Origin of the sequence: Ensifer adhaerens (assembly GCF_001270265.1) — a bacterium.
Taxonomy (GTDB): domain Bacteria; phylum Pseudomonadota; class Alphaproteobacteria; order Rhizobiales; family Rhizobiaceae; genus Ensifer; species Ensifer adhaerens_B.
Map to the genome: position 1 here is coordinate 206,256 of NZ_LGAP01000002.1, position 20,503 is coordinate 226,758.

Here is a 20,503-nt window from a genome sequence, read left to right on the forward strand (position 1 = left end):
TTAGGCGATGCCCCGTGCCTCGTGCCGGATGATATCTCCCAACCGGCGGGCACCCGGTCCGGCACCATCCGGATCGGGATAGACCAGATACATCGCCCCCCATCGCTCCGCCCCTTCCTTGAGCGGCAGGGGCTTGAGCTGTCCTGCGGCCAGTTCTTCGCGGATCCAGTCTTCCGGATACCAGGCAAAGCCCATGCCCATGCAGGCCGCCCGAATGGAGGTCGATTTGTGGCTGACCGTGAGCCTCTGCTCGGTCACGTTCCAGACACTATGGCGCACCCGTTGCAACCCGCTGTCGCGGATGACGAGATGGCGGTGCCCGTTCAAATCCTCCATCGCCAACTCGCGGCCGATCTGATGCAGCGGATGGAACGGCGCGGCCGCCACGATTGCCCGATAGCGCATCAGCACCTCTCCCCTATGGCCTGCCGGAAGAGTATCGGCGCAGATGGCAAGGTCGACGGCGCCTTTGAGTAACAGTTCGTCCGTGCCTCCCATGACGGTTTCGAAGAGCTCGATGCGCGTCTCCGGGTGTTCGGCTCCGAACTGATCGAGGCAACGCAGCAGTAGCCAGGTGGGAAATAGCCCCTCGACCGCAAGGCGAAGTTCCAGCTCCTGGCCCTTGGCGAGGTTTCGCGCCGCCCGCTCAAGCCTTAGCGCTTCATCGACGAGCGATTTGCCGCGCCGGTAGAGAACATGGCCCTGGCGCGTGAGCAGGGCCTTGCGGCCTTCGATCTCGAAAGCCGAAACACCCAGACGCTCCTCGATCTGCCGGATCGCGTAGCTAACGGTCGACTGCGACTTGTTGAGCGCTTCGGCCGCCTGCGCGAAACCTCCGGCCTCCACCACGGCGACCAGCGCCTTCCATTGATCCAGGGAAATACGTGGCGACATTCCATCTATCCATTCGATGATTTAGCGCGAAAAATCGAACTTTTTTATCGATCTGCTGCCTGATTGTATAGCGCCATACACCAGACAGGAAATCAGTCATGCACATTCTCGTCATAACAGCCGATCCGAGCAGCCGGTCCTTCGTGGCATCCTTGGCGGAGCGCTACCTCGCGGGCGTGCAAAGTCATGCCACGCCCGCCGTCGAACGAGCCGATCTGTTTGGCGAGGCTTTCGACCCTCGGATGACGGAGGATGATCTGGCGCTTTATCGCAACGAGGAACCGGTTCCGGAGGATGTGCGTCGCGAGCAGCTGCGGATCGAGCGCACCGATGTCCTGGTTCTCGCCTTCCCGATCTATTGGTGGTCGATGCCGGCCGTCATGAAAGGTTGGATCGACCGGGTATTCACCAACGGCTGGGCCTTTGGTGCGCAAGACCGATTTTCAGGGCCGCTCGCGACCAAGTCCGTTCGCCTGATCGCTACAGGCGGATCGAAGCCCGGGGCTTACGAGAAGCAGGCTACCGCACGGCGATCGCCGCGCAGATCGAGCATGGCATCTTCCGTTTCAGCGGCGTTCGCGACCTGCAGACGCATCTGTTTCTCGACGTCGAAAATGGCGACAGCGCGGCCCGTCCGCGCAACCTCGCGACCGCCTTCGAACTCGGGCAAGCGCTCGGCGCCGGATACAGCACCCGCATTCCCGCAACAGCTTCCTGATCTTCCTTCCCCAATCAACCTCCCTCACGAAAGGAACGACAATGAGTACCACCACGCGCGAAATCCGCCTGAAGAGCCGGCCGCTTGGCCTGCCGACCCCCGAAAACTTCGACCTTGTCGAGACGACGTTGGCAGCGCCCTCGCCCGGCCAACTGCTTGTGCGCAACACCTGGATGTCGGTCGACCCCTATATGCGCGGCCGCATGGTCGATCGCGAAACCTATATCCCTCCGTTCAAGCTCGGCGAAGCGCTGGAGGGGGCGGTCGTCGGCGTCGTCGAACGTTCGAACGATCCTGCATTTGCCATTGGTGATCGAGTGGTGCACTTCTCCGGTTGGCGCGATCACGCCATCGTCGCAGCGGATGGCGCAACCAAGATCACCGACACGGGCATCGCGCCGCAGACCTATCTGAGCGCGCTCGGCTTTCCCGGTCTGACCGCCTATGCCGGGCTCATGCGGATTGCCGAGATCAAGGCGGGCGAAACGATCTTCGTTTCTGCGGCGAGCGGTGCCGTCGGCAGCATCGTCGCCCAGATCGCAAAGAGCAAAGGCTTGCGTGTCGTTGCCTCGGTTGGTTCAGCCGACAAGGCGAAGTGGCTCGTCGACGACGTGGGCGTTGACGCCGTTATCAACTACCGCGAAACGCCGGATCTGGTTGCGGCGCTGGCGCAGGCGGCCCCGGAAGGCATCGACATCTACTTCGACAATGTCGGCGGCAAACATCTGGAAGCTGCGCTGGCGATCGCCAATGTCAATGCGCGGTTTGTGCTCTGCGGAATGATCTCCGGCTACAATGCCGAACAGCCGCAGGCAGGGCCATCGAACATCTTCGCCGCCATCGAAAAACGCATTCGTTTGCAAGGTCTCATCGGTTCGGATCATCTCGACCTCTCAGCGGACTTCAATCGCGATATGATCGGCTGGCTGAAAGCGGGACAGGTCAAGATCCGTGAAACCGTGGTCGACGGCCTCGATAATGCGCCATCCGCCTTCATCGACCTCTTCAACGGCGTAAACCACGGCAAGATGCTGGTGCGCCTGACGACGGACGCCGCCTTGTCAAGGTAACGCAAAGTCCAGAGGTTCGCCGCGTCGTCTCCACCGCCTATCCCCCAGCGCGGTGGAGAACGTCGACCGACCTGCAGGCGGCACCAGGCGCGGCAGCGACGCGAACATACCCGTCTTTTGTATCTTCATGGCTGGACACAGCCGGAGCGCGCCTTCACATTCCCTGCCGATATCAAAGCTCGATCGGCGGCGCCGCGGGCATACTTTCTGCTGTGGGATGCTGGGCATGTTTTTGAATGGTGGCGAACTGGACGAGATCATCACGTTTCGACGCGAGCTTCACCGCAAGCCGGAGCTTTCGGGCGAAGAGGTCGAGACAGCCGGGATGGTCGCACGGGCACTACGGCCGGGCGAACCGGACGCGATCGTCACCGACCTGGGCGGACACGGCATTGCTGCCATCTATCAGGGAACGGCCGACGGTCCGACGGTGATGATCCGCGCCGAACTCGATGCCCTGCCGATCGAGGAGCTTTCCACCGTACCCCACCGATCCGAAATCGCCGGCAAGGGACACCTCTGCGGACATGACGGCCACACGGCAATTCTGATGGCTCTCGCCAAAGGGCTCGCTCACAAAAGGCCGGCATGCGGACGGGCGATCCTGCTTTTCCAACCCGCCGAAGAGAACGGCGCCGGTGCCGCGGCCGTATTGGCTGACCCGAAATTCGCGGCGCTGAAGCCGGACTTCGTGTTTTCGCTGCATAACTTTCCCGGCCTACGACTGGGTCACGTCGCTTTGGCGGAAGGCCCGGTCAATTGTGCATCGCGCGGCATGAAGATCACGCTTTCCGGCAAGACGGCGCACGCGTCCTGCCCCGAGGATGGCATCGCGCCGACCTTCGCCATGGCTCACCTTTTGGGCGAGCTGACCGGGCTTGGCGCTGGCGGTTCGCTCAATGCCGATTTCACGCTGGTGACCGTGACCCATGCGCGCCTCGGCGAACCCGCCTTCGGCATCAGCCCCGGCTATGCCGAGATCTGGGCAACATTGCGCACGCTGACAGACGAGCGAATGGGCGGCCTAGTGGAGCGCGCCGAAGCGCTGGTCCGTAAACACGCGACGGCAAGCGGCCTCACGTCGTCGATCAGCTACGAAGACATCTTCCATCACTGCAGCAATGCACCGGCGGCAGTCCACGAGCTGCGCCGCGCTCTTGGCGACGAAGGGATCAGCCAGCACGCAGGCCCTACGGCGCTGCCGATGAAGGCGTCGGAAGATTTCGGCCTTTTCGGCCGTGTCGCCCCCTCGGCAATGTTCTTTCTTGGGGCAGGTGAGAACCACCCTCGCCTGCACAATCCGGACTATGATTTTCCCGATGCACTAATCGAGGTGGGCGCGCGCGCATTCATGCGAACGATCCGTAACCTGCTCGGCTGATCGCCGCCGGGGAGCCGACGGGGCCGCATCACAGCAGCCGCGGCGATCAGCACCGGTTAGCATTTTTTGCGGGCGAGATCAGGATCGACGGCTGTTGATCCGGATCGGCTGCGGCGGCCTCACCCCGGAAAAACGTCGCGCGGCGTCCGTGCCCTTTGCACCGACCGGTCGTCGTCTGTCGCAACCTCATTGTACCGATCGCGAGCCGTCGCCCGCGTTGACCCATAAGACCGCGGCGAGCTGATATATTATGGGCAAGGACGTTTGCCGATCGCGCAATTGCTTGACCGGCTAAAGTATGCCCCAGCCGCGGTAACGCCCCCTGCCCGTCATTTCCTTGGCCCCGAGTTCCCGAACCAGATTGAGTGCGCCCCGTTGGGTGACGCCGACATGGCGTGCCACCAGTCCGGCGGAAACGATCGGCCGGGACAGCAGAAGCTCGATCAGGCTTGGCAGGCTGCTGTTTGAACGACGGTCGCGCACGCGCATTTCCATCTGGGTCTTGGCAAGAAACAGTCGATCCAGTTCCTTGAGGCCAAGTTCGCCAGTGAGAACCAGGGCCTCCAGAAACGCTTTGAGCCGCACCTCCTGATCCTTCGCTCGACGCCGTTCGTGGCGGATTGTCTTTAGGCCGGTATGGAAGCAGAGCAAATGCGAGGTCACCTTGCCGCGCGCGCGCAGGTAGGCGCCAACGAGCAATCCGCCCAGCCAATGCTGCCTGCGAAGCGGCTCGATCTGCTCCCAGGCATCGAAGAGGATCGCAGCACCGAGACAGGCCGGCAGTCGATCCACCGCCGGGATCAACGATCGCCACGCGTCGAGCCGCACGCCCTCGTCCCATTCGTCATCGAAAAGCAGGCCCAACTGCCCCTTGGGCTCTGAGGCGGACGGGCGCTCCAGCCCGCCAAACCCACTGTCGCCGAACTCACCGGTTTGTTCATCCAGCAAACGTTGCGATCGGGCGATCGCCGCGTCGATCTCCGCGAACTCAAGGGAAAGCGGGTTGTCGTCGTCATCGCCGTCAGCGACGACATCGTCCTCATCCGCAGCCCCGGACGAAACGTCCCGGTCGATCTCGCCTGGTGGTGTCTCTCCACCCCCCTGCTCTCCGCGAAGGACAGCGAGGCCGGCGGTCGACAGCGCCCAATCCGGCTCTGAAAGCCAGATCCTCCGGCGGGCGCGCAAGACTGCGTGCGCAATCGTCAACTCATGCGTCGGCGCGCGGGCGTCCATATGCGCATCATGCAGCACCAGGTCCTCGACATGAACCAACTCGCCGGCGACCCAGAGGGCACCGGCCGCATCGAAGAACTGCCCACGCTCGCGAAAGCCCTCGGCAACGGGATGGCGACCGGCGCGCTCATCCAGCCGCGCTAGGCGATCTTCAACTTCGATCGTCGCGGAAAACAGCGTCTGCAGGAGCAAATCCGGGATGTCGTATCGCATTACAATCACACGCTATTTCTGGCAAACGGAAGAAAACGCATGTTTTCCTTCCGACACATGGGAGGTGTCGTTTTAGCGGATACCACGGTGATTGTCGTCGGGTTTCTGCATCGGTCAATGCGGAGGACTAAACTGGCCCTCTCCGCGCTTCAACTGAGCGCAAAATGGGCGCGAATCGGCGAAATTGACCATGCCATTGTACGCTCTTGAGGGCCATTCGCAACGCATGAAGGCCAGCGTCACCAACATAGCAACATTTCCTTTCCATTCCGATAACAGGCCGAAAGGCGGCCGCGCAGTCTTTTAGAGGTCGAAGACCATAGTCAGGTCAGGCAGCATCGCGACCAGACGACACGTCCTTGAAGAAGCCATAAACCCGCATGGCATCGCAGGTCGGGAGCCGACAGAGCCCACGTGTTGACAGCTGTCAACCGGCAACGATGCGGCAGTTGGATACTAGCCTCGGCGATGCCGCCGCCACTGCACCCCGCCCTCCTCTAGCCGACCGACGCACAGCCCCGTGACCTGCACTGTCGTCATCGGTCCCGGCGCATGTTCATTCCCCGCCTCACCCATACGAGGAATGCCCCGGTGTGACCGCCGAGATATCCACCCGATCGGACAAGAAGCGCGTCGTCTGGCTATCCAAAGAACTCACGATCGAGATAATCACAGGTGGCACGTGTGATACTTCCAACCTCTGACAAACGGTAGCAGCGTGCGTTTTACCCGAAGACAAGCATTCCCAACATTGAGGGTTCGCAGTTGGTAGTGACAGTGCCTGGCTAAGTTGGCTGGCCGTCCAGCGCCAAGAATGGGACATATCGCCCGCCATCGTCGCCCACTTGCCTGCGTTCTGCGATCGGAAGACGTTCGCGAAAGCTACGTGCCCCAGCAATTCTGGCTGTCTCGGCTAACCCCGCAAACCAGTTCGTTGCCATATAGTCAACCCGCGGTGTAGACCCCATCGGGTCTTATATCTATTTCTGCTGTTCAATCGAGTGGCGCGCGATTTTCAGGCACCGGGCAAGGCCCGTCCATAAGTTGACAGCTGTCTACATCTCGGTCGTTCGCAGAACGACACTCCGCGTGCTTGCGCCAGGCAAGCCTAGAGACGACCGCAAAAGTGCATTTCCGCGGGCGATACTGTTGACAGCTGTCAACTCACCACCGGATGCTCGCATCGTGATCGCGCGAATTTGGCAGGAACAACTGCTACTCTGCATGCTCTGCGGAGAGATCGTCGTTCCCTGTGAGAGTTGCGTTCGCCGAAGGTTGCTGGTTAGACGATGATTAAAACGCCACACTGTTAGGCCGTTAACTTGTGCCCCCAAGCGGGGAAACTCGGTGGACGAAATTATTGGCCATTTAGCTTGCACTACGTCCTTGGCACTCGTCAGGAGCAACGGCTTGCCGGGATCACAATGTCCCCACCACGGGAGGAAAACCTAAGAATACCTATCGCGGTAGCAACGCTGTTCGAGGCACAGTGCTTAGCTTTCACCCCGCGGAACTCGGCATCAGTCCACCTCGCGGCCTCTCGCTCGGCCTTGATTGCTGAGGGATGCGCGCAGCCCGCTGCAGTTGACAGCTGTCAACGTCTGTCTAAACAGTCGAGTTGCCCTAGGTTAGCTGGCTAACGCGATATCGCCGGTATTGGCTCGCAACAGCGCCATGATCATGGGTCCAACTGCAAATTCCTGCCGAAGAGACCGACGTGTCAGGTCCCGTAGGTAACCACCGGCGGACGTGATGTACGGCGAGCGCTGCAGAATACATGCGAGCACGGCCGCGGCCACTTCCGGACCGAGTACCCGGCAAGCCTCATCATGCGCTCCCTGGCTGACATTGAGCATGGAGCGAACCACAACTGCAGCCAGCATCAGATCGCGCCAGGACTGCACCTGACCGCCCGGACCATAATCGACGATGTCAGGGCAAGCTTTCAGCACCGTTGCGAGCGGGAACGCTTGGGTAGATCGATGCACTTCATCTCGTGTCAACTTCGGCATTTCTGCATGAGAGGCAGCATCCGTTGCAATTGCCTCCCGCTGACTTACCTGCACCACGGGCACATTGCTGCTCCGGCTCGCGCTCAAACTCGCCACTGCTTCACTTCCAAAGCCCTGTTCAGATTCAGTAAAAGAGTCTGGATGTGAACTCTGTATGTGGCAGCCATTTTGGCTATCATTGGTGGCCGTTTTCTCAAGATTTAACTGTTTTTCCAATTGGTTGAGCACTTCCACGCGCAAAGCGTCGAGCTGCTTGAGCACAGGCTCGATTTCAGCAAGACCAGGCTTTCTTGGAAGAGTGTTGACGGCGAGCAGATAACGACTTTGAAAGTCACTCCACTCAGACGTTCCATCGGTTTCGCGCAGCACGTCGATGAGTTTGGTAAGATCGCGACGGCAAAGGCTGAGACGCTCGCGAGCGAGCTGCTCCTCCTGACGGGCCAGTGCGACTGCGGCTGCGGCGGTCTGTAGTTCATGGGCGCGTGCAAGCAGCGGCGACAGATCGAACCCGAAGGCATCGCCGATCGAGCCCTTGCTGTCCCTGCGTGCATAACGCTTGCCATTGGGACTATCCTTACGAAGGATGAGGCCGGCCTCCACCAATGCAGCCAGATGCCTGCGCAGCGTCGTGCCCGCCATTCCATGGGTGCGCAGCGCGAGCTGGTTGTTTGACGGGAATACCACCAAACCTTTGCCTGAGGTCAGCTCGACCTTCGGATAGAAGCTGAGCAGCGCATTGAGCACGGCCAAGGCACGATCGGACACGCCGACGACAGCCTTGGCTTCGCAGACGGTACGAAACAGTTTCCATTTATCGATCGGCTGACGCGAATCGATTTCGCTCGCGATGACTTGGCTTGCGAACATGCCAAGCGTCATCGCGCGCCGCCCAAAGGGCGTCGTCACATTTCTACGCTCCATCTTTCTTCACCTTTTCAAAGGCAAAAGAAGTCCGTTCGCCGAGACGACGCTGAAAACGCTTGACAGTGATTCGCGGAAATGGGATTCTCTAGTTGCTACACGAGAGAAGGGTTTCCGCAGCGCTAGTCGTTCGGAAGCCTTTTTCTTTTGCTCTGTTAGTCTCCTGTTTCCTCTTGAAATTCGAGGTACAGAGATTTGAGCCTCTGCCTCACGAAATCTGCAAAACCCGGCGCGACCTTCCTGTTGAAGGAAAGCGTGGTTTCGCTGTTTGTTTCTCGGATGCGCACGGGGCGCGTATCATCCGGCGCTACCCAAGCAACTGCCTGGCTCCTGGCCTTGACGGTGCTCAGGAAGGAAAAGAGCGTCTCAAACCGTTGATCGCTGTCCCGGGCCAGAAATTCGGAACGACGCACGAACTCATGGGCCTCGGCGAGCTTGTCATCGTTTCCTATGAGATCAGCGAGTTCCGTCCACCGCCGCCGCCCGATGGAGGGTGCGGCGCCGATGGCCTCGATAACGACGACCGGCAGCCGGCGGACAATGGCAATCATCTTCGACAGGGCCGCCTTGTCGACGCCCAGCGACGACATGATGACGTCACGCGAGAATTCGCGGTCTTCGAGACGGGTGGCGAACAGCGACCGCTCGATGAAGGACAAGTCCGTGCGGGCGCTGTTTTCCTGCCCTTGCGAGATCACCAGCTGTTCGTCGCTGAGGTCGCGAACGACAGCCCTGACCTTGCTGCCAAGCTCACGCGTGGCGGCAAGACGACGGTGACCGTAAGCGACCTGGTAGCGCCCGTCCTCGCGCGGATGGGGTCGAACCAGGATAGGCACATGTTGTCCGTGATCCCGGATCTGTTGAAGAAGCGACTGCTCGGCTTCGGCTGCGACGCCAAGGCGATCTGCGACGAAGGAGGCATCGACGAGGGCTGGATCGAGCTCGATAATTGCCAGGCCCTCGGCGAGCTGGCGTTCCAGCTCCTGAGCGCGCTCCACTTTCTGCGTAATGTTTGACAGGGATCGAGTGATGCCGCCGATCGGGCTCAATGGCCGTTGGCCGGGATTGAGACCAACGATTGGCCGTCCGGCAAGCGGACGATCATCCTCGCCGTCTGTGGCCGGGCTGTCTGAAACACCGATCAGGTTCTTGCGGGCCATGGCTTACTTCCTTCCCCACACTTTGCGTAGGAGTTCCTCGATCTCGCCATTGACGAGCGTCAGGGAATCCATCGCGCGATCGTAGGTGCCGCGGACGAACTGCGAGCGTTCCACTTCATAGAGCGTCTGCTTGGTCACGCCGGCATCGGAAACGGCTGTCGACTTGACCATGGCATTGTGGAGCATGCGGTTGCCGAAGATCGACCGCATGAATCCGGTCATCTGGCTTTGCGGGCCGTCATTCGGCTCGAACCGGGTCACGAGGTAGCGCATCCAGTCGTAGCTCGTCCGACCGCCGGCATTCTCGACGACGCGCATCAACTCACTGGTCATTGAGAGAAACTGGGACATGGACATGACGTCGAGCATCTGCGGGTGCACGGTGATCAGCACCGATGTCGCCGCGCACAGCGCCGACATGGTGAGAAAGCCGAGCTGCGGCGGGCAATCGATGATGACGATGTCGTAAAAGCTCTCGATATCGGCAAGCACGTCGCCGATACGCGCGAAAAACATGGTTTCTGCCGAGCCACTGGTCATGGCCTTCGGCGTTTCGTGCTCGAACTCCATGAGTTCGAGGTTGCCGGGGATCAGGTGCAGGTTGGGCAGATGGGTGGAACGGACAATCTCTGCGATCGGTCGCGGGTTTTCGTAGCGGATGGCGCCATAGATCGTTTCAGCCTCGCCGACGTCCAGCTCCGGCTGATGCCCGAACAGGGCCGAAAGCGATGCCTGCGGATCGAGATCGATCGCCAGTGTCCGGTAGCCTCGAAGTGCGAGATATTGTGCAAGATGCGCCGAGGTCGTCGTTTTCGCCGATCCGCCCTTGAAGTTCATGACCGAGATGACCTGCAGCCTCTCGTCGCCGCGGCGATGCGGAATGTATTTTCCCGACTTACCGCCTTCGTCCAGAACACGGCGAATGCGCTCGATGTCGGAGATCGCATACATGCGACGCCCGTTTGACAACGGCTCGGGGCCGTGACCCTCCGACGCGATCTGGCGCAAGTAGCCTTCCGCGATCCCGATGAAGGCTGCCGCCTCAGCTGGGCTGAAAAGTCGTAATGTCTTTTGCGCTTGCGGCGGGAAGATTTTCTTCTGATGCTGCTGGAGTTGGTGCGCAAGTTCCAAGGCATCGGCAGCCAGGAGCGTTGGCAAATGCTCCTGCACATCGAGGCCCTGAATTTTCTGCTGCAACATCGAACTCTCCAAAAACTGCGCAAAAATTGTCATATCGCGGCAATATGCGCAGATGCACTATGATCCGATTCGGCGTGAATGTACAAATGGATAGCCGAACGGCTGTCTTGTCGCTTCGATGAGCGGGGAGGGGCGCAGCCGGCACCAGTTGTCCGCGGACAACTCATGTGATGGCCGACCAGACTGCTATCATGTGGATGCGATTCCAACACCAAAAATGCAACGGCGCGCGTGTTTGTTTTGGAGATGAACGGGAAAAGGACGTTGCCTTGGCTGCCTCGCTCACCGGCTCCAGACGCACGCTATTAGAATATGGATTTAGTGTACTATTGACAGGAAGGTGAATTGTGGCAAGATCGTGATGCAACGACGATCGTGTCGGACGGACTGGAAGGGATGCAGCATGTTCTATCTCGGTGGGATGACACTTGGTTACCTCGAGCCACCAGCACCGAAGGCCGTCGTACAGTCGGTTAAGCCGCGCATCGAAGTGACGCCTCGGGAGCCGGCGGACGATCGTGAACGCGAGCGCGACCAGGAATGGGCCCGAGCCTTTCTAACGCCTTGGCATCTGTTTTACTGATACGAACGCTGCCCTCAAAAACGTGCGGTGGTCGGCGCTACCGCTGCGTATGGTCTGAAGTGAACTTCGCTTCCACGGTAAAGCGCGCCGCGATCGTTCAGATGCGCTGCGGCGCATTAAGCTCTTGTTTTTGGACAAGTCGTTATCCCAAAACCGCTGTGCACTTTGCACGGCATGCCGTTGGCCTTGGCTTAGTTGTGTCTGCTTGTCGTGAAGCCATGGCCTGTGGCGCCGCTCTTTGGAGCGCCGATACGCTGGGCCGTCAACGTTGACAGCTGTCAACTGCCCATGCGCGTTTCCTGCTCAAGAACGAGCTCGAGCCAGCTCGGCGACGGCAGCGAACATTCCGCTTCGAAAGGAGATTCGAAGCGGAACAAAAACGCCAGAAAATACAATGTGTTAGATGGGTCACCGGCAGGCGACGCAAGGCGTGGGACCGCGGAGCAGCCACCGGCCGGTGTCGGGCGGTGGCTGCCGCTGGAGCGAGATTGGCGGTTGGGTGGATCCTGGCAAGTGCCTTTGACGGCCGATTACGCAAGCTGCGGCGTTCCCGTGGTAATGCGGCGGCTGGGAAGCTTTGGTGGAAAAACAGGAAAGGGTGAGGGGAGGGCTGTCGCGAAGCTGGGAAATGTTTAAGCTTGCCGGCAACAGCAAACCATTGAGGGTGCCAACATTCCGAGCGATCAGCCAGCCGACGAAACGGGCAACCAGCCTCAGTCGCTTTCGTTGCACCAGAGAATCCTCGGGGATGTGGAAGGTCATATTCTCTCCGGCGCGTGGCCGCCTGGCCACCGTATCCCGTTCGAGCACGAGTTGACCGAGCAATATGGTTGCTCGCGTATGACTGTGAACAAGGCGCTGACGGAGTTGGTCAAACGTGGACTGATCGAGCGTCGGCGGAAGTCCGGGAGCTATGTCACCTTTCCGCATGTGCAGTCGGCGGTCATGGAAATCCACGATGTCAAACTGGAGGTTCAGTCCCTTGGGCTGGATTACAGCTTCCATCTGGATGAGCGCAGCATCCGCAAGGCCGAGGGAAGGGATGCCGGTCGGCTTGACCTGCCGCCGTCTGCGAGACTGCTCGAGGTCAGCTGCCGGCATTTCGCAGGCGGCCGGCCCTTCTGTTTCGAGGAGCGGCTTATCAGCCTGGCGGCCGTTCCCGAGGCAGAGACGGAGCTTTTCGAGACGTCGGCGCCTGGTTCGTGGTTGCTGGGAAAGGTGCCGTGGAGCACGGCTGAGCATCGCATCCGGGCCGTGGCGGCAGGGCGCAGTGCAGCGCAGGCGCTCGACATCTCGACAGGGGCGGCTTGTCTCGTCATCGAGCGGCGGACCTGGAGCGGCCGCGCCCCGGTTACCCATGTCAGATTAACCTACCCGGGTGATCGGCATGAATTGGTGGCACAATTCGCGCCAAGTCCACTTGGTTAGATGCATGCGTCGGGCGGTTAGGGGAGGCACGACGCGCGTCGCCTCACGCCGCCGGATCGGTTCGCCGTTTGCGCTTCTTGCCGACGGCATTCGAAATCTTGCGGTGAAGCGCGTGATCGTGCGCGTCCTGCGCATGCTCCTTCAGCAATTCCGTTAGCCGGTCCAGCTCATGTTCTTCCAGCTTCTCGATGCCGATATATTTGTTTTCGGCTGAGCTGGTCAGGATCAGTTCGTCGAGCTTGGCTTTGAGTGCGGTGCTGTCGCGGTTCTGGGAATTCTGGAGCACGAAGACCATCAGAAATGGGATGATCGTCGTCCCGGTGTTGCTGGGCACCCGTGGCTGACGGCGCTCGACATGGTAGAAGCACGTTAGTCGCAAGCGGCGACAGGCCGCTGGCGCGGAGTTTGACATGAGCCTGCAATTTGGTGGCGTTAGGCCAGAAGGTAGCGAGATGGAGAAGACCATGCTGTTCGATGGGCCACAAAACGCGCCCGTAACCATCTTGCTGGCGCATGGCGCCGGCGCGCCGATGGATTCGGCTTCGATGACCGCCTCAGCCAAGGCGCTTGCTGCCGAAGGCTTTCGTGTCGCCCGGTTCGAATTCGGCTATATGGCTGCGCGTCGGTCGGGTGGCCGCAAGCCGCCGCCGCGCGCCGAAACGCTAAACCCGGAGTTCAAGGCGGCCGTGGCGACCATCGGCGCGACCGGTCCATTGCTGATCGGTGGCAAATCGATGGGTGGACGCGTCGCCAGCATGGTTGCCGACGAGCTCTATGCCGAAGGAAAAATCACCGGCCTGCTTTGCCTTGGCTATCCCTTCCACCCACCGGGAAAGCCCGATCAGTTGCGGACCAAGCACCTCGAAGCGTTGAAGACGCCGACGCTGATCTGCCAGGGTACGCGGGACGAATTCGGTACACGCGAGGAAGTTCCCGGATACCTGTTGTCCGACGCGATAGAACTCCTATGGCTCGAAGATGGCGACCACGATCTCAAACCGCGCAAGACGATATCCGGCTATTCAGCCGCGGATCACCTGAAAACGATGGCACAGACCGTCGCCCGCTGGGCGGGCGATCGACTGAAGTGAATGGCTGCGGCCTTCCCGAGGGGAAGGCCGTCCGGTTATCGAGGATCGAGGTCCAATCCGATCATTCCGCTGCTTGAGCGGTGCCCGACGAAAATGCGAAGACGTCGATCGGGTCGTCGAGACCTTTCACCGGAAAGGTGCCCAGATGCTCCATTTCGCGCGTGCGTCCCGCCAATTCGACGAAGGCGCGTGATAGCAGCACCGGGCGCTTCGCCTGCTTGGTCAGGTTTTCCAGACGTGAAGCGATGTTGACCGCCGGTCCGATCACCGTGAAGTCGAGCCGCCGACGCGAGCCGATATTGCCGTACATCACATCGCCGACGTTAACGCCGATACCGTAGCCCAGGGCTTCGCGCCCCCTTGCCAGGTTTTCCTGGTTCAGGGTGGCGATCGCGGCCTCTGCCTCGCCGATCGCCAGCAGCAGGCTTTCGCAGGCCTGAGCGTTGCTGAGCGGGAAAATCGCCAGCAGGCCATCGCCCATGAACTTCAGGATCTCGCCGCCATGCCGCTCGATCGGTTCGGACATGGCGTCAAAATAGCCATTGAGAAGCTCGATCACGTCGTCCCGCGGCCAGAGGTCGGATAGCTTGGTGAAGTCGCGAAGGTCACAGATCAGGATTGCGGCGCTGACGGTCACGCCGCTTCCACGCGTCGTCGCGCCGGCAAGGATCTGCTCGCTTGCATGCGGTCCGACATAGGTTTCAAGCAACGTTCGCGCCATCCTGTTCTTCAGCCGGATTTCGCTGACAAGGGCGAGAACCGGCAACAGACCGACGAGAACCTCAATATGTCCCGCCTCGAAGCCGCCTTTTCGATCGGTGGCGAAGGTGACGACATGGCGCTTGCCGAGCGTGTGTTCCAGCGGCAAGGCGAGGTAGTCGGTGAGACCGTCGGCACGCAGCTCGTCATAGAGCGAGTTCGGCACCTCACCGTCGGCCCCTGCCTCAAGGTCCTTGCGAACCTGGCTGGCGCCATTGTTGATGGCGTAAAGTGGGCTGTTGAGGTATTGGGACGTGTCTTCGACGCCGTAGTCGTACATGCGGATATCCGCCTCCGACAGACCCTTGCGCCAAAGAATTCGGGCGCCGAGCCATTGCGGGTGATGAATCCGGAAATGCAGCGTCGCTCGCGCAAGCGGCAAGCCTGCTTCCACCAGTCGTTCGCACAGATCCACGAAGATATTGTCGACGAAGCGCTGGTCGCGGGTCTCGGTGACCAGCCAGTCGAGAATTCCCTTGCTGTCGATGGGACGGGCGCCGCTGTCATGCAGCGGTCCGGCCATTGCCTCGGATGAAGTCTGCATCGCAATTCTCCATTCTGTTCTGACGGCCTTGCTGCTCTCGAAGCGGAAGCTCCGGAGAACGCTGACCTCGAAACGCCGAGACATATGTGGACCATCGGTCGACCCTTGATAAGGCCCAAGGCGAAAAGTGATCTGAAAAGTTGCTTCAAGCCGCCGGTGCCGGTTCGGCTTTCCACGTGTCGCTCTGCGCTGTTCAGACGGTGGCGGTTAAGAGCGCCGCGGGATGATTTGCGTCGAGCATTGGCAATTGCAGCCGTATCCGCGCGCCGGACCACGAGCCGTAAAGGATATCGATGCGGCCGCCATGCAGCCGGGCGATCTCGCGGGCCAGATTGAGCCCGAGGCCCGCGCCGCTCGAACGCGGGCGCAGGCGATAGAAGGGCTCGAAGACACGTTCGCACTCATCTTCGGGAATACCGGGGCCTTCGTCGTGGATTTCGATGCCGCCGCGGGCATCGACCAGAACGGTGATCGTTCCGCGATTGCTACCATGCTCGACGGCATTGCGCAGGAGATTGGCGACCGCCTGTTCGATCTGCTGCACATGAATGCTGACCGGCACCGGCTGCGTCGCATTCGCCTCGAAGGCCAGTTCGTAGCCGGCTTCGAAAGCAAGCGGCGCGAAGTCGGCAGCAAGCGTTTTGGCCAATGCCACGAGATCAACGACCTCGCGGGTGCCCATGCCGTGCTCAAGCACCTGGCGGTCCAAGAGCTGTTGGGTCAGATGCGACAACCGTTCGATATCCTTGCGGAGCCGCGCACTCTGCGGATCTTCCTGCAGCAGTTCGGCGCGGGTGCGAAGGATGGCGATCGGCGTACGCAACTCGTGGGCAGCGTCAGTCAGGAACCGATTGCGTTGATCGTAGCCTTCGTCCAGGCGGGAAAGTGCATTGTTGAAGGCATGGACCATCGGCGCGATTTCGGTTGGAACCTGGGCCGTTTCGAGCTGCACCGCGCGATTGTCGATATCGATCCGCCCCGCCTGGTCTGCCGTTGAAACGAGACCGGCAAGCGACCGCCGCACGACCGCCGGCGTTGTGACTAGCGTGGCGACGCCCATCACCAGAATGATCGGCGACAGCAGGCAAAGGATAAGCAGCGCCAGGACCGGCAGCACGCGCAGCCACTCGGGATCGCCGTTGGCATCCTTCGCCATCTCGACATCCACGTTGATCTCGACTTCGAGGCCATCGTTCTCGTCGCGTGACGAGATCGAGGAGGCAAGGATCTGCACCCGGCCGACGTCGGTGTCGACATTGGCGAACGCGGCTTCCGGCCTCCGATCGCCCTGATCAAACCGCAATGTCGCGCGGCCGATATTCTTCAACAGCTCTCCGCCAGCCGCTTCATAGGCGGCGGGAATGCTGCCTTGCCGGACCATATGTCCGTCGGCATCGCGGATGACGAACCAGAGATTGGGGAAATCTTCCCGGAACGCGCGGAGCTCTTCGGTGTCGCGCACGATGAGGTCGCCGTTCTCGTCGCGGGCTACGGCTTCGGACAGGTGTTTTATGGCCGCCTCGTTGTCGATGATCAGCCGAGGCTGGGCAATCGTCAGGATCGCGACCAGCAGGCCGATGAAGGCAACAAAGGTCGCCGCCTGCAGCAGGATGAGGCGACGGACCAGGACCCATTGAAGTGAACGCGGGCGGGGTTTTCTCATGCCGTGGCGCGCAAGAGATAGCCGAGGTTGCGGATTGCCCTGATCTCGACGCCGGCTGCGACCTCGTCGAGCTTTCGCCTCAGCCGCGAGAGGTGAGAATCGAGCGCATTGGAATCGATCTCGTCTTCCATAGCGTAGACGGAATCTTCCAGCGTGGCGCGCAGGACGGTGCGCCCCGGCCGGCGCATCAGCGCCTCCAACGCCAGCCTTTCCCGCCGCAACAGGTCGAGCGGCTTGTCGTCGACGACCGCTTCGCGATGGCGGAAATCGTAGGTCAGGCGGCCGACCATGGTCTGGTCGGACTTGAGCGTGACGGGGCGGCGGCCGAGCGCACGAAGCCGCGCCATCAGCTCCTCGACCGCAAACGGCTTGGCGAGATAGTCGTCGGCCCCGCCATCGAGACCGGCGACCCGGTCGTTGATGGCGCCGAGCGCCGTCAGCATCATGATCGGCGCTTCGACGCGCAACGCACGCAGTTTAGGAATGAGGCTCAGGCCTTCGCCGTCGGGGAGGCGGCGATCGAGCACGATCACGTCGTAGGACCAGAGCTCGACCACGGCCTCGGCATCGGCGAGCGTCGAAACATGATCGACGATCACCTGTCGACGCTCGAGTGCAGCCTTCAGGGCCGATGCCATTTCGGGCTCGTCCTCTAGCAGCAGGATGCGCATGCCGATTTCTCCTGAATGCGGCGACGGAAGGTCCGTAACCGCGGTATCGAATGCATCATTTCTCAAATCGGGGGCGAGTTGAAGCGCTCACTCGCATTCGAGCTTCGGTTGACGGAAGTTGGTGACGTACCAGCGGCCGCCCTGCTGGCGGGCGTAGAATGTGTAAAAGCATTCCTGCTCCTCGACATAGCCCGGCGTCACGGTCTCTTCGTAGCGCTGGCCGCGCCGGGTGTCGCGAATCTCGCCGCTGGTTGAACCGGAAACGACGTTGGTCGAGATCTTGCGCCACTGGTAGGCGCGTTGATCCCAGCCGAGGTCAAGCACGGCCGTCGGCGGGCCGTAATCGATGATGACCGATTCCACCGGCTGACCGATATAGTTCTTCATGACGGTGGAGGCGCAACCGGCCAGAACGACGGCTGCGGTGGTGGCGATGACGGCGAAGGCGCTGCGCGCATTGCAGAAGGGCATGATCGATCCCGGGTTCGAATTGTCTGCCCCGGAGCTAATCTGCGAAGATTACATAGACATTGCGGTCACCTTCGAGCGTCGCGGCCGGCACCGACCGGTGGTTATCAGGCGGCTCGGTCCGCGGGAGCAATGGAGGCAGGGGCGTCGTCGATGCTGGCATAGACCAATCCCGGTTGAACGATCCACTCGCCCTTGCGCAGCGACTGTACGTCCGGCCCTCCGGCAGCGTTACGCGCGGCCACACCGACGAACCGGTATCGAAGCCCGCCGCCGTCGGTAGCGGTTTCGCGGATCGGCCGCCCGGCGAGATATCCGACGACCTGTCCTTCAAAACGCACATTCGCCAAAGTGAAATATTCGGTGGGCAATCTCCGGCTCTGCTTCGGCGCGAGCTTGAATGCGTTTTTTATCTTCATCGTCTGGTACTCGTCATAGGGTCTCGCTTCGCCTGTCGGGCACCGCTAGCGGGCGCGCATGCCGGGAAAGAGAAAGGCGGGCGTCTCAAGCCACCCGAAAGCGGCGCAAGCATGGCAACGGCGTTCAAGTGTGCTCTCGGCCGTCGTTTCGCTGGTCACCACTGATCATCCAAGGGCGGCGGCAACCACTCACAGAGCCTAACCCGAGCGCACATAGAAAATCGCTTGGGAAGACGCGGCTTGGGAATAAGGAAACCGTAAAGCACCGAGTGTCAGGGTCGGTTCGGCCACGCGTGTCGAGGGGCTAAATGTTCATGACCCGATGCTGGCGGGGCGTCCTCGAGGCTGTTTGCGGCTCGTGTGTCGAAGCAGAAAGGCAAAGGGTAGGGGCGAACAGGCGTGCTGTGACAAAAGATGAGTTTTATTCTCATATTTGTTGTCTGCGCAGCAAGGACACGTTAATGAACGCCGGCGCCGGATTTTCGCGGGCGCCTTGCCGTCCATCTTCTTCCCGCCGGCCGGCCCGGATCGGTCCTGAAAACAGACATGTCAGAGAAATCCGCTTCGCATTTGATGCTCGACGACGCGATCGTGGCCTACTACGACGAACTTTGCACGATGACGCGGCGGCGCGGTCACGCACCGGCAACGGCAAACGAGGTCGTTCACGAACTCTATGTCCGTCTGGTGGACCGCCGGACATCGCTTGAAGGCAAATCCTCGTTGAAGGCCTTCCTGCGCCGTGCCTGCGCCAATCTTGGTATCGACTGGCTGCGACGCGACCGCTTTGAACTCAAGCTGTTCTCCGGCAGCGAGGCAGAAGCCCTGACTGTTGCGAGCGATATCGCTGCTCCCGATGCGAATATCGATCTTCGCCGCAGGCTGTCGATCCTGAAGGCCGCCATCATGGAGATGTCGCTGCAGCGAAGGCGGGTGTTCCTCGCCAGCCGCATCGGCAATCTGACCTCCGACGAAATTGCCCTGCGCACCGGCATCAGCCGCAACATGGTGGACCGGCACCTGCGCAAGGCTTACCTGCATTGCCTGGACCGCCTGGAGGACGCGTCGTGACCGCGCTCGACGGACGACATCCGCCAACCAACCGCGAGGCGCTTGAAAAACGCGTGCGCGAACAGGCGGTGGACTGGCTCGTCCGCCTGACCGGCGAGCCTGGAGATGAAGAGCTGCGGCTCGCCTTCGAACGGTGGCGAGCAGACGACCCGCTGCATGCCGAGATTTTTGAACGGGCTCGGCGGGCGGTCGGCGATGCGACGCTGTTGATCCGGCGCGAGCCGGAGTTCGCCCAAAGAGCGGCGAGGGCGCCGGGAAATCGTCGAAGGACACTTTCGTCGCTCGCTGCCGTCCTCATTGCCGGCACCGCTGCCTTCCTAACGCTCGACGGCGCGATGTGGATGCGGGCTGACGTCATTGCCGGCAAGGGCGAAAGACCGATCCTGAGGCTGGACGACGGCTCGACGCTGCAGCTCAACGCCCAATCGGCCGTTGCCTATGAGTTCACCGCCAGCGAACGTCGGATCGTTCTGTTGCGCGGCGAGGCATTCGTTGAGGTCGCGGCCGACAGGAACAGACCCTTCGTCGTCGAGGCGGGGGCGGGAACCGCGACGGCGCCCGGGGCGGCATTCGACGTCAATCTGGCCGACGACGGGGGAAGCGTCACCGGGCTTGAGCACGCGGGGTCGGGTGCCACCGGCACGGCGACGGCGCCGCGCCGCGTCGAGGTCAACGAGCAGGTGAGCTATAACCATCAGGGCGGGCTCGGCGATATGAAGCCGATCGATCCGCTGCTGGCGGCCGCCTGGCGGAACGGGCGTCTGATCTTCGAGGAACGCACCATCGCGTCGGTCGTCGAGGAAATCGGGCGCTACGTGCCGGGCACGATCCTGATCGCCGACGCCGCTGTCGGCGCCAGACGGGTGTCCGGCAGCTTCGATCTCTCCGATCCCGTCAGGGCATTGCAAGGTCTTGCCGAAGCCTTCGATATCAAGGTCACCCGGATCGGGCCCTACGCCACGATCCTGCGCTAAAAAAATTTCGAGGCGAGGTGTCCCTGAAGC

Annotated in this window: 18 protein-coding genes and 2 pseudogenes; 8 read left to right on the top strand and 12 right to left on the bottom strand. The window is 61.1% G+C overall.

The genetic code is table 11. The annotated features are described in order from the left end of the window. Window positions 1-894 (bottom strand): LysR family transcriptional regulator, encoded by an 894-nt coding sequence (locus tag AC244_RS05785; protein ID WP_053247862.1) that lies wholly within the window; start codon window positions 892-894, stop codon window positions 1-3. A 98-nt stretch (window positions 895-992) separates the two neighbouring features. Between AC244_RS05785 and AC244_RS38820 the strand changes: the two are divergent. Next, window positions 993-1,364 (top strand): annotated as a pseudogene (locus tag AC244_RS38820) (NAD(P)H-dependent oxidoreductase); the annotation flags it as partial. Window positions 1,365-1,399: 35 nt separating this feature from the next. Here AC244_RS38820 and AC244_RS37435 read toward each other — a convergent pair. Continuing rightward, complete coding sequence (locus AC244_RS37435) at window positions 1,400-1,564, bottom strand: hypothetical protein (protein ID WP_202596057.1); 165 nt, start codon at window positions 1,562-1,564, stop codon at window positions 1,400-1,402. A gap of 89 nt (window positions 1,565-1,653) precedes the next feature. Between AC244_RS37435 and AC244_RS05795 the strand changes: the two genes are divergently transcribed. Both AC244_RS05795 and AC244_RS05800 read left to right on the top strand, forming a co-directional pair. Continuing rightward, entirely contained in the window at window positions 1,654-2,682 is a 1,029-nt protein-coding gene (locus AC244_RS05795; RefSeq protein ID WP_053247864.1) for an NADP-dependent oxidoreductase, read from the top strand. A gap of 226 nt (window positions 2,683-2,908) precedes the next feature. Then, window positions 2,909-4,063, top strand: a complete 1,155-nt coding sequence (locus AC244_RS05800) for an amidohydrolase (RefSeq protein WP_053248376.1) — start codon at window positions 2,909-2,911, stop codon at window positions 4,061-4,063. Between the two features lie 291 nt (window positions 4,064-4,354). Here AC244_RS05800 and AC244_RS05805 read toward each other — a convergent pair whose 3' ends face one another. The 4 genes from AC244_RS05805 to repA form a co-directional block, all read right to left on the bottom strand. Further along, window positions 4,355-5,509 (bottom strand): RHE_PE00001 family protein, encoded by a 1,155-nt coding sequence (locus AC244_RS05805; RefSeq protein WP_053248377.1) that lies wholly within the window; start codon window positions 5,507-5,509, stop codon window positions 4,355-4,357. Window positions 5,510-7,137: 1,628 nt separating this feature from the next. Then, window positions 7,138-8,442, bottom strand: a complete 1,305-nt coding sequence (gene repC, locus AC244_RS05810) for a plasmid replication protein RepC (protein WP_053247865.1) — start codon at window positions 8,440-8,442, stop codon at window positions 7,138-7,140. Between the two features lie 155 nt (window positions 8,443-8,597). Then, on the bottom strand, window positions 8,598-9,602 hold the full coding sequence (repB, locus tag AC244_RS05815; RefSeq protein WP_053247866.1) for a plasmid partitioning protein RepB: 1,005 nt from the start codon (window positions 9,600-9,602) through the stop codon (window positions 8,598-8,600). Window positions 9,603-9,605: 3 nt separating this feature from the next. After that, on the bottom strand, window positions 9,606-10,802 hold the full coding sequence (repA, locus tag AC244_RS05820; protein ID WP_053247867.1) for a plasmid partitioning protein RepA: 1,197 nt from the start codon (window positions 10,800-10,802) through the stop codon (window positions 9,606-9,608). 403 nt (window positions 10,803-11,205) lie between these two features. On the opposite strand from repA, the gene AC244_RS05825 reads away from it, so the two are divergent. Together AC244_RS05825 and hutC are read left to right on the top strand one after the other, a co-directional pair. After that, entirely contained in the window at window positions 11,206-11,385 is a 180-nt protein-coding gene (locus AC244_RS05825; RefSeq protein WP_053247868.1) for a hypothetical protein, read from the top strand. 672 nt (window positions 11,386-12,057) lie between these two features. Continuing rightward, on the top strand, window positions 12,058-12,813 hold the full coding sequence (gene hutC, locus AC244_RS05830; protein WP_053247869.1) for a histidine utilization repressor: 756 nt from the start codon (window positions 12,058-12,060) through the stop codon (window positions 12,811-12,813). A gap of 43 nt (window positions 12,814-12,856) precedes the next feature. On the opposite strand, the pseudogene AC244_RS05835 reads toward hutC, so the two are convergent. Continuing rightward, a pseudogene (locus AC244_RS05835) lies at window positions 12,857-13,138 on the bottom strand (low affinity iron permease family protein); the annotation flags it as partial. 127 nt (window positions 13,139-13,265) lie between these two features. Between AC244_RS05835 and AC244_RS05840 the strand changes: the two are divergent. Then, the gene (locus AC244_RS05840) at window positions 13,266-13,904 is read left to right on the top strand and encodes an alpha/beta family hydrolase (protein ID WP_053247870.1); all 639 of its coding nucleotides are present in this window, start codon (window positions 13,266-13,268) and stop codon (window positions 13,902-13,904) included. Between the two features lie 61 nt (window positions 13,905-13,965). Here the strand turns inward: AC244_RS05840 and AC244_RS05845 are convergent, their stop codons facing one another. The 5 genes from AC244_RS05845 to AC244_RS05865 form a co-directional block, all read right to left on the bottom strand. Continuing rightward, complete coding sequence (locus AC244_RS05845) at window positions 13,966-15,207, bottom strand: adenylate/guanylate cyclase domain-containing protein (protein ID WP_053247871.1); 1,242 nt, start codon at window positions 15,205-15,207, stop codon at window positions 13,966-13,968. A gap of 193 nt (window positions 15,208-15,400) precedes the next feature. Beyond that, entirely contained in the window at window positions 15,401-16,870 is a 1,470-nt protein-coding gene (locus tag AC244_RS05850) for a sensor histidine kinase (protein WP_053247872.1), read from the bottom strand. Then, window positions 16,867-17,541 (bottom strand): response regulator transcription factor, encoded by a 675-nt coding sequence (locus AC244_RS05855; protein ID WP_053247873.1) that lies wholly within the window; start codon window positions 17,539-17,541, stop codon window positions 16,867-16,869. The genes AC244_RS05850 and AC244_RS05855 overlap by 4 nt, the downstream gene beginning before the upstream one ends. Before the next feature lie 87 nt (window positions 17,542-17,628). Further along, on the bottom strand, window positions 17,629-18,012 hold the full coding sequence (locus AC244_RS05860; protein WP_053247874.1) for a hypothetical protein: 384 nt from the start codon (window positions 18,010-18,012) through the stop codon (window positions 17,629-17,631). Window positions 18,013-18,116: 104 nt separating this feature from the next. Continuing rightward, on the bottom strand, window positions 18,117-18,380 hold the full coding sequence (locus AC244_RS05865) for a hypothetical protein (RefSeq protein ID WP_234716856.1): 264 nt from the start codon (window positions 18,378-18,380) through the stop codon (window positions 18,117-18,119). Between the two features lie 594 nt (window positions 18,381-18,974). On the opposite strand from AC244_RS05865, the gene AC244_RS05870 reads away from it, so the two are divergent. Further along, on the top strand, window positions 18,975-19,499 hold the full coding sequence (locus AC244_RS05870) for an RNA polymerase sigma factor (protein ID WP_053247876.1): 525 nt from the start codon (window positions 18,975-18,977) through the stop codon (window positions 19,497-19,499). Then, complete coding sequence (locus AC244_RS05875; protein WP_053247877.1) at window positions 19,496-20,473, top strand: FecR family protein; 978 nt, start codon at window positions 19,496-19,498, stop codon at window positions 20,471-20,473. Before AC244_RS05870 ends, AC244_RS05875 begins: the two co-directional genes overlap by 4 nt. Window positions 20,474-20,503: the final 30 nt, after the last annotated feature.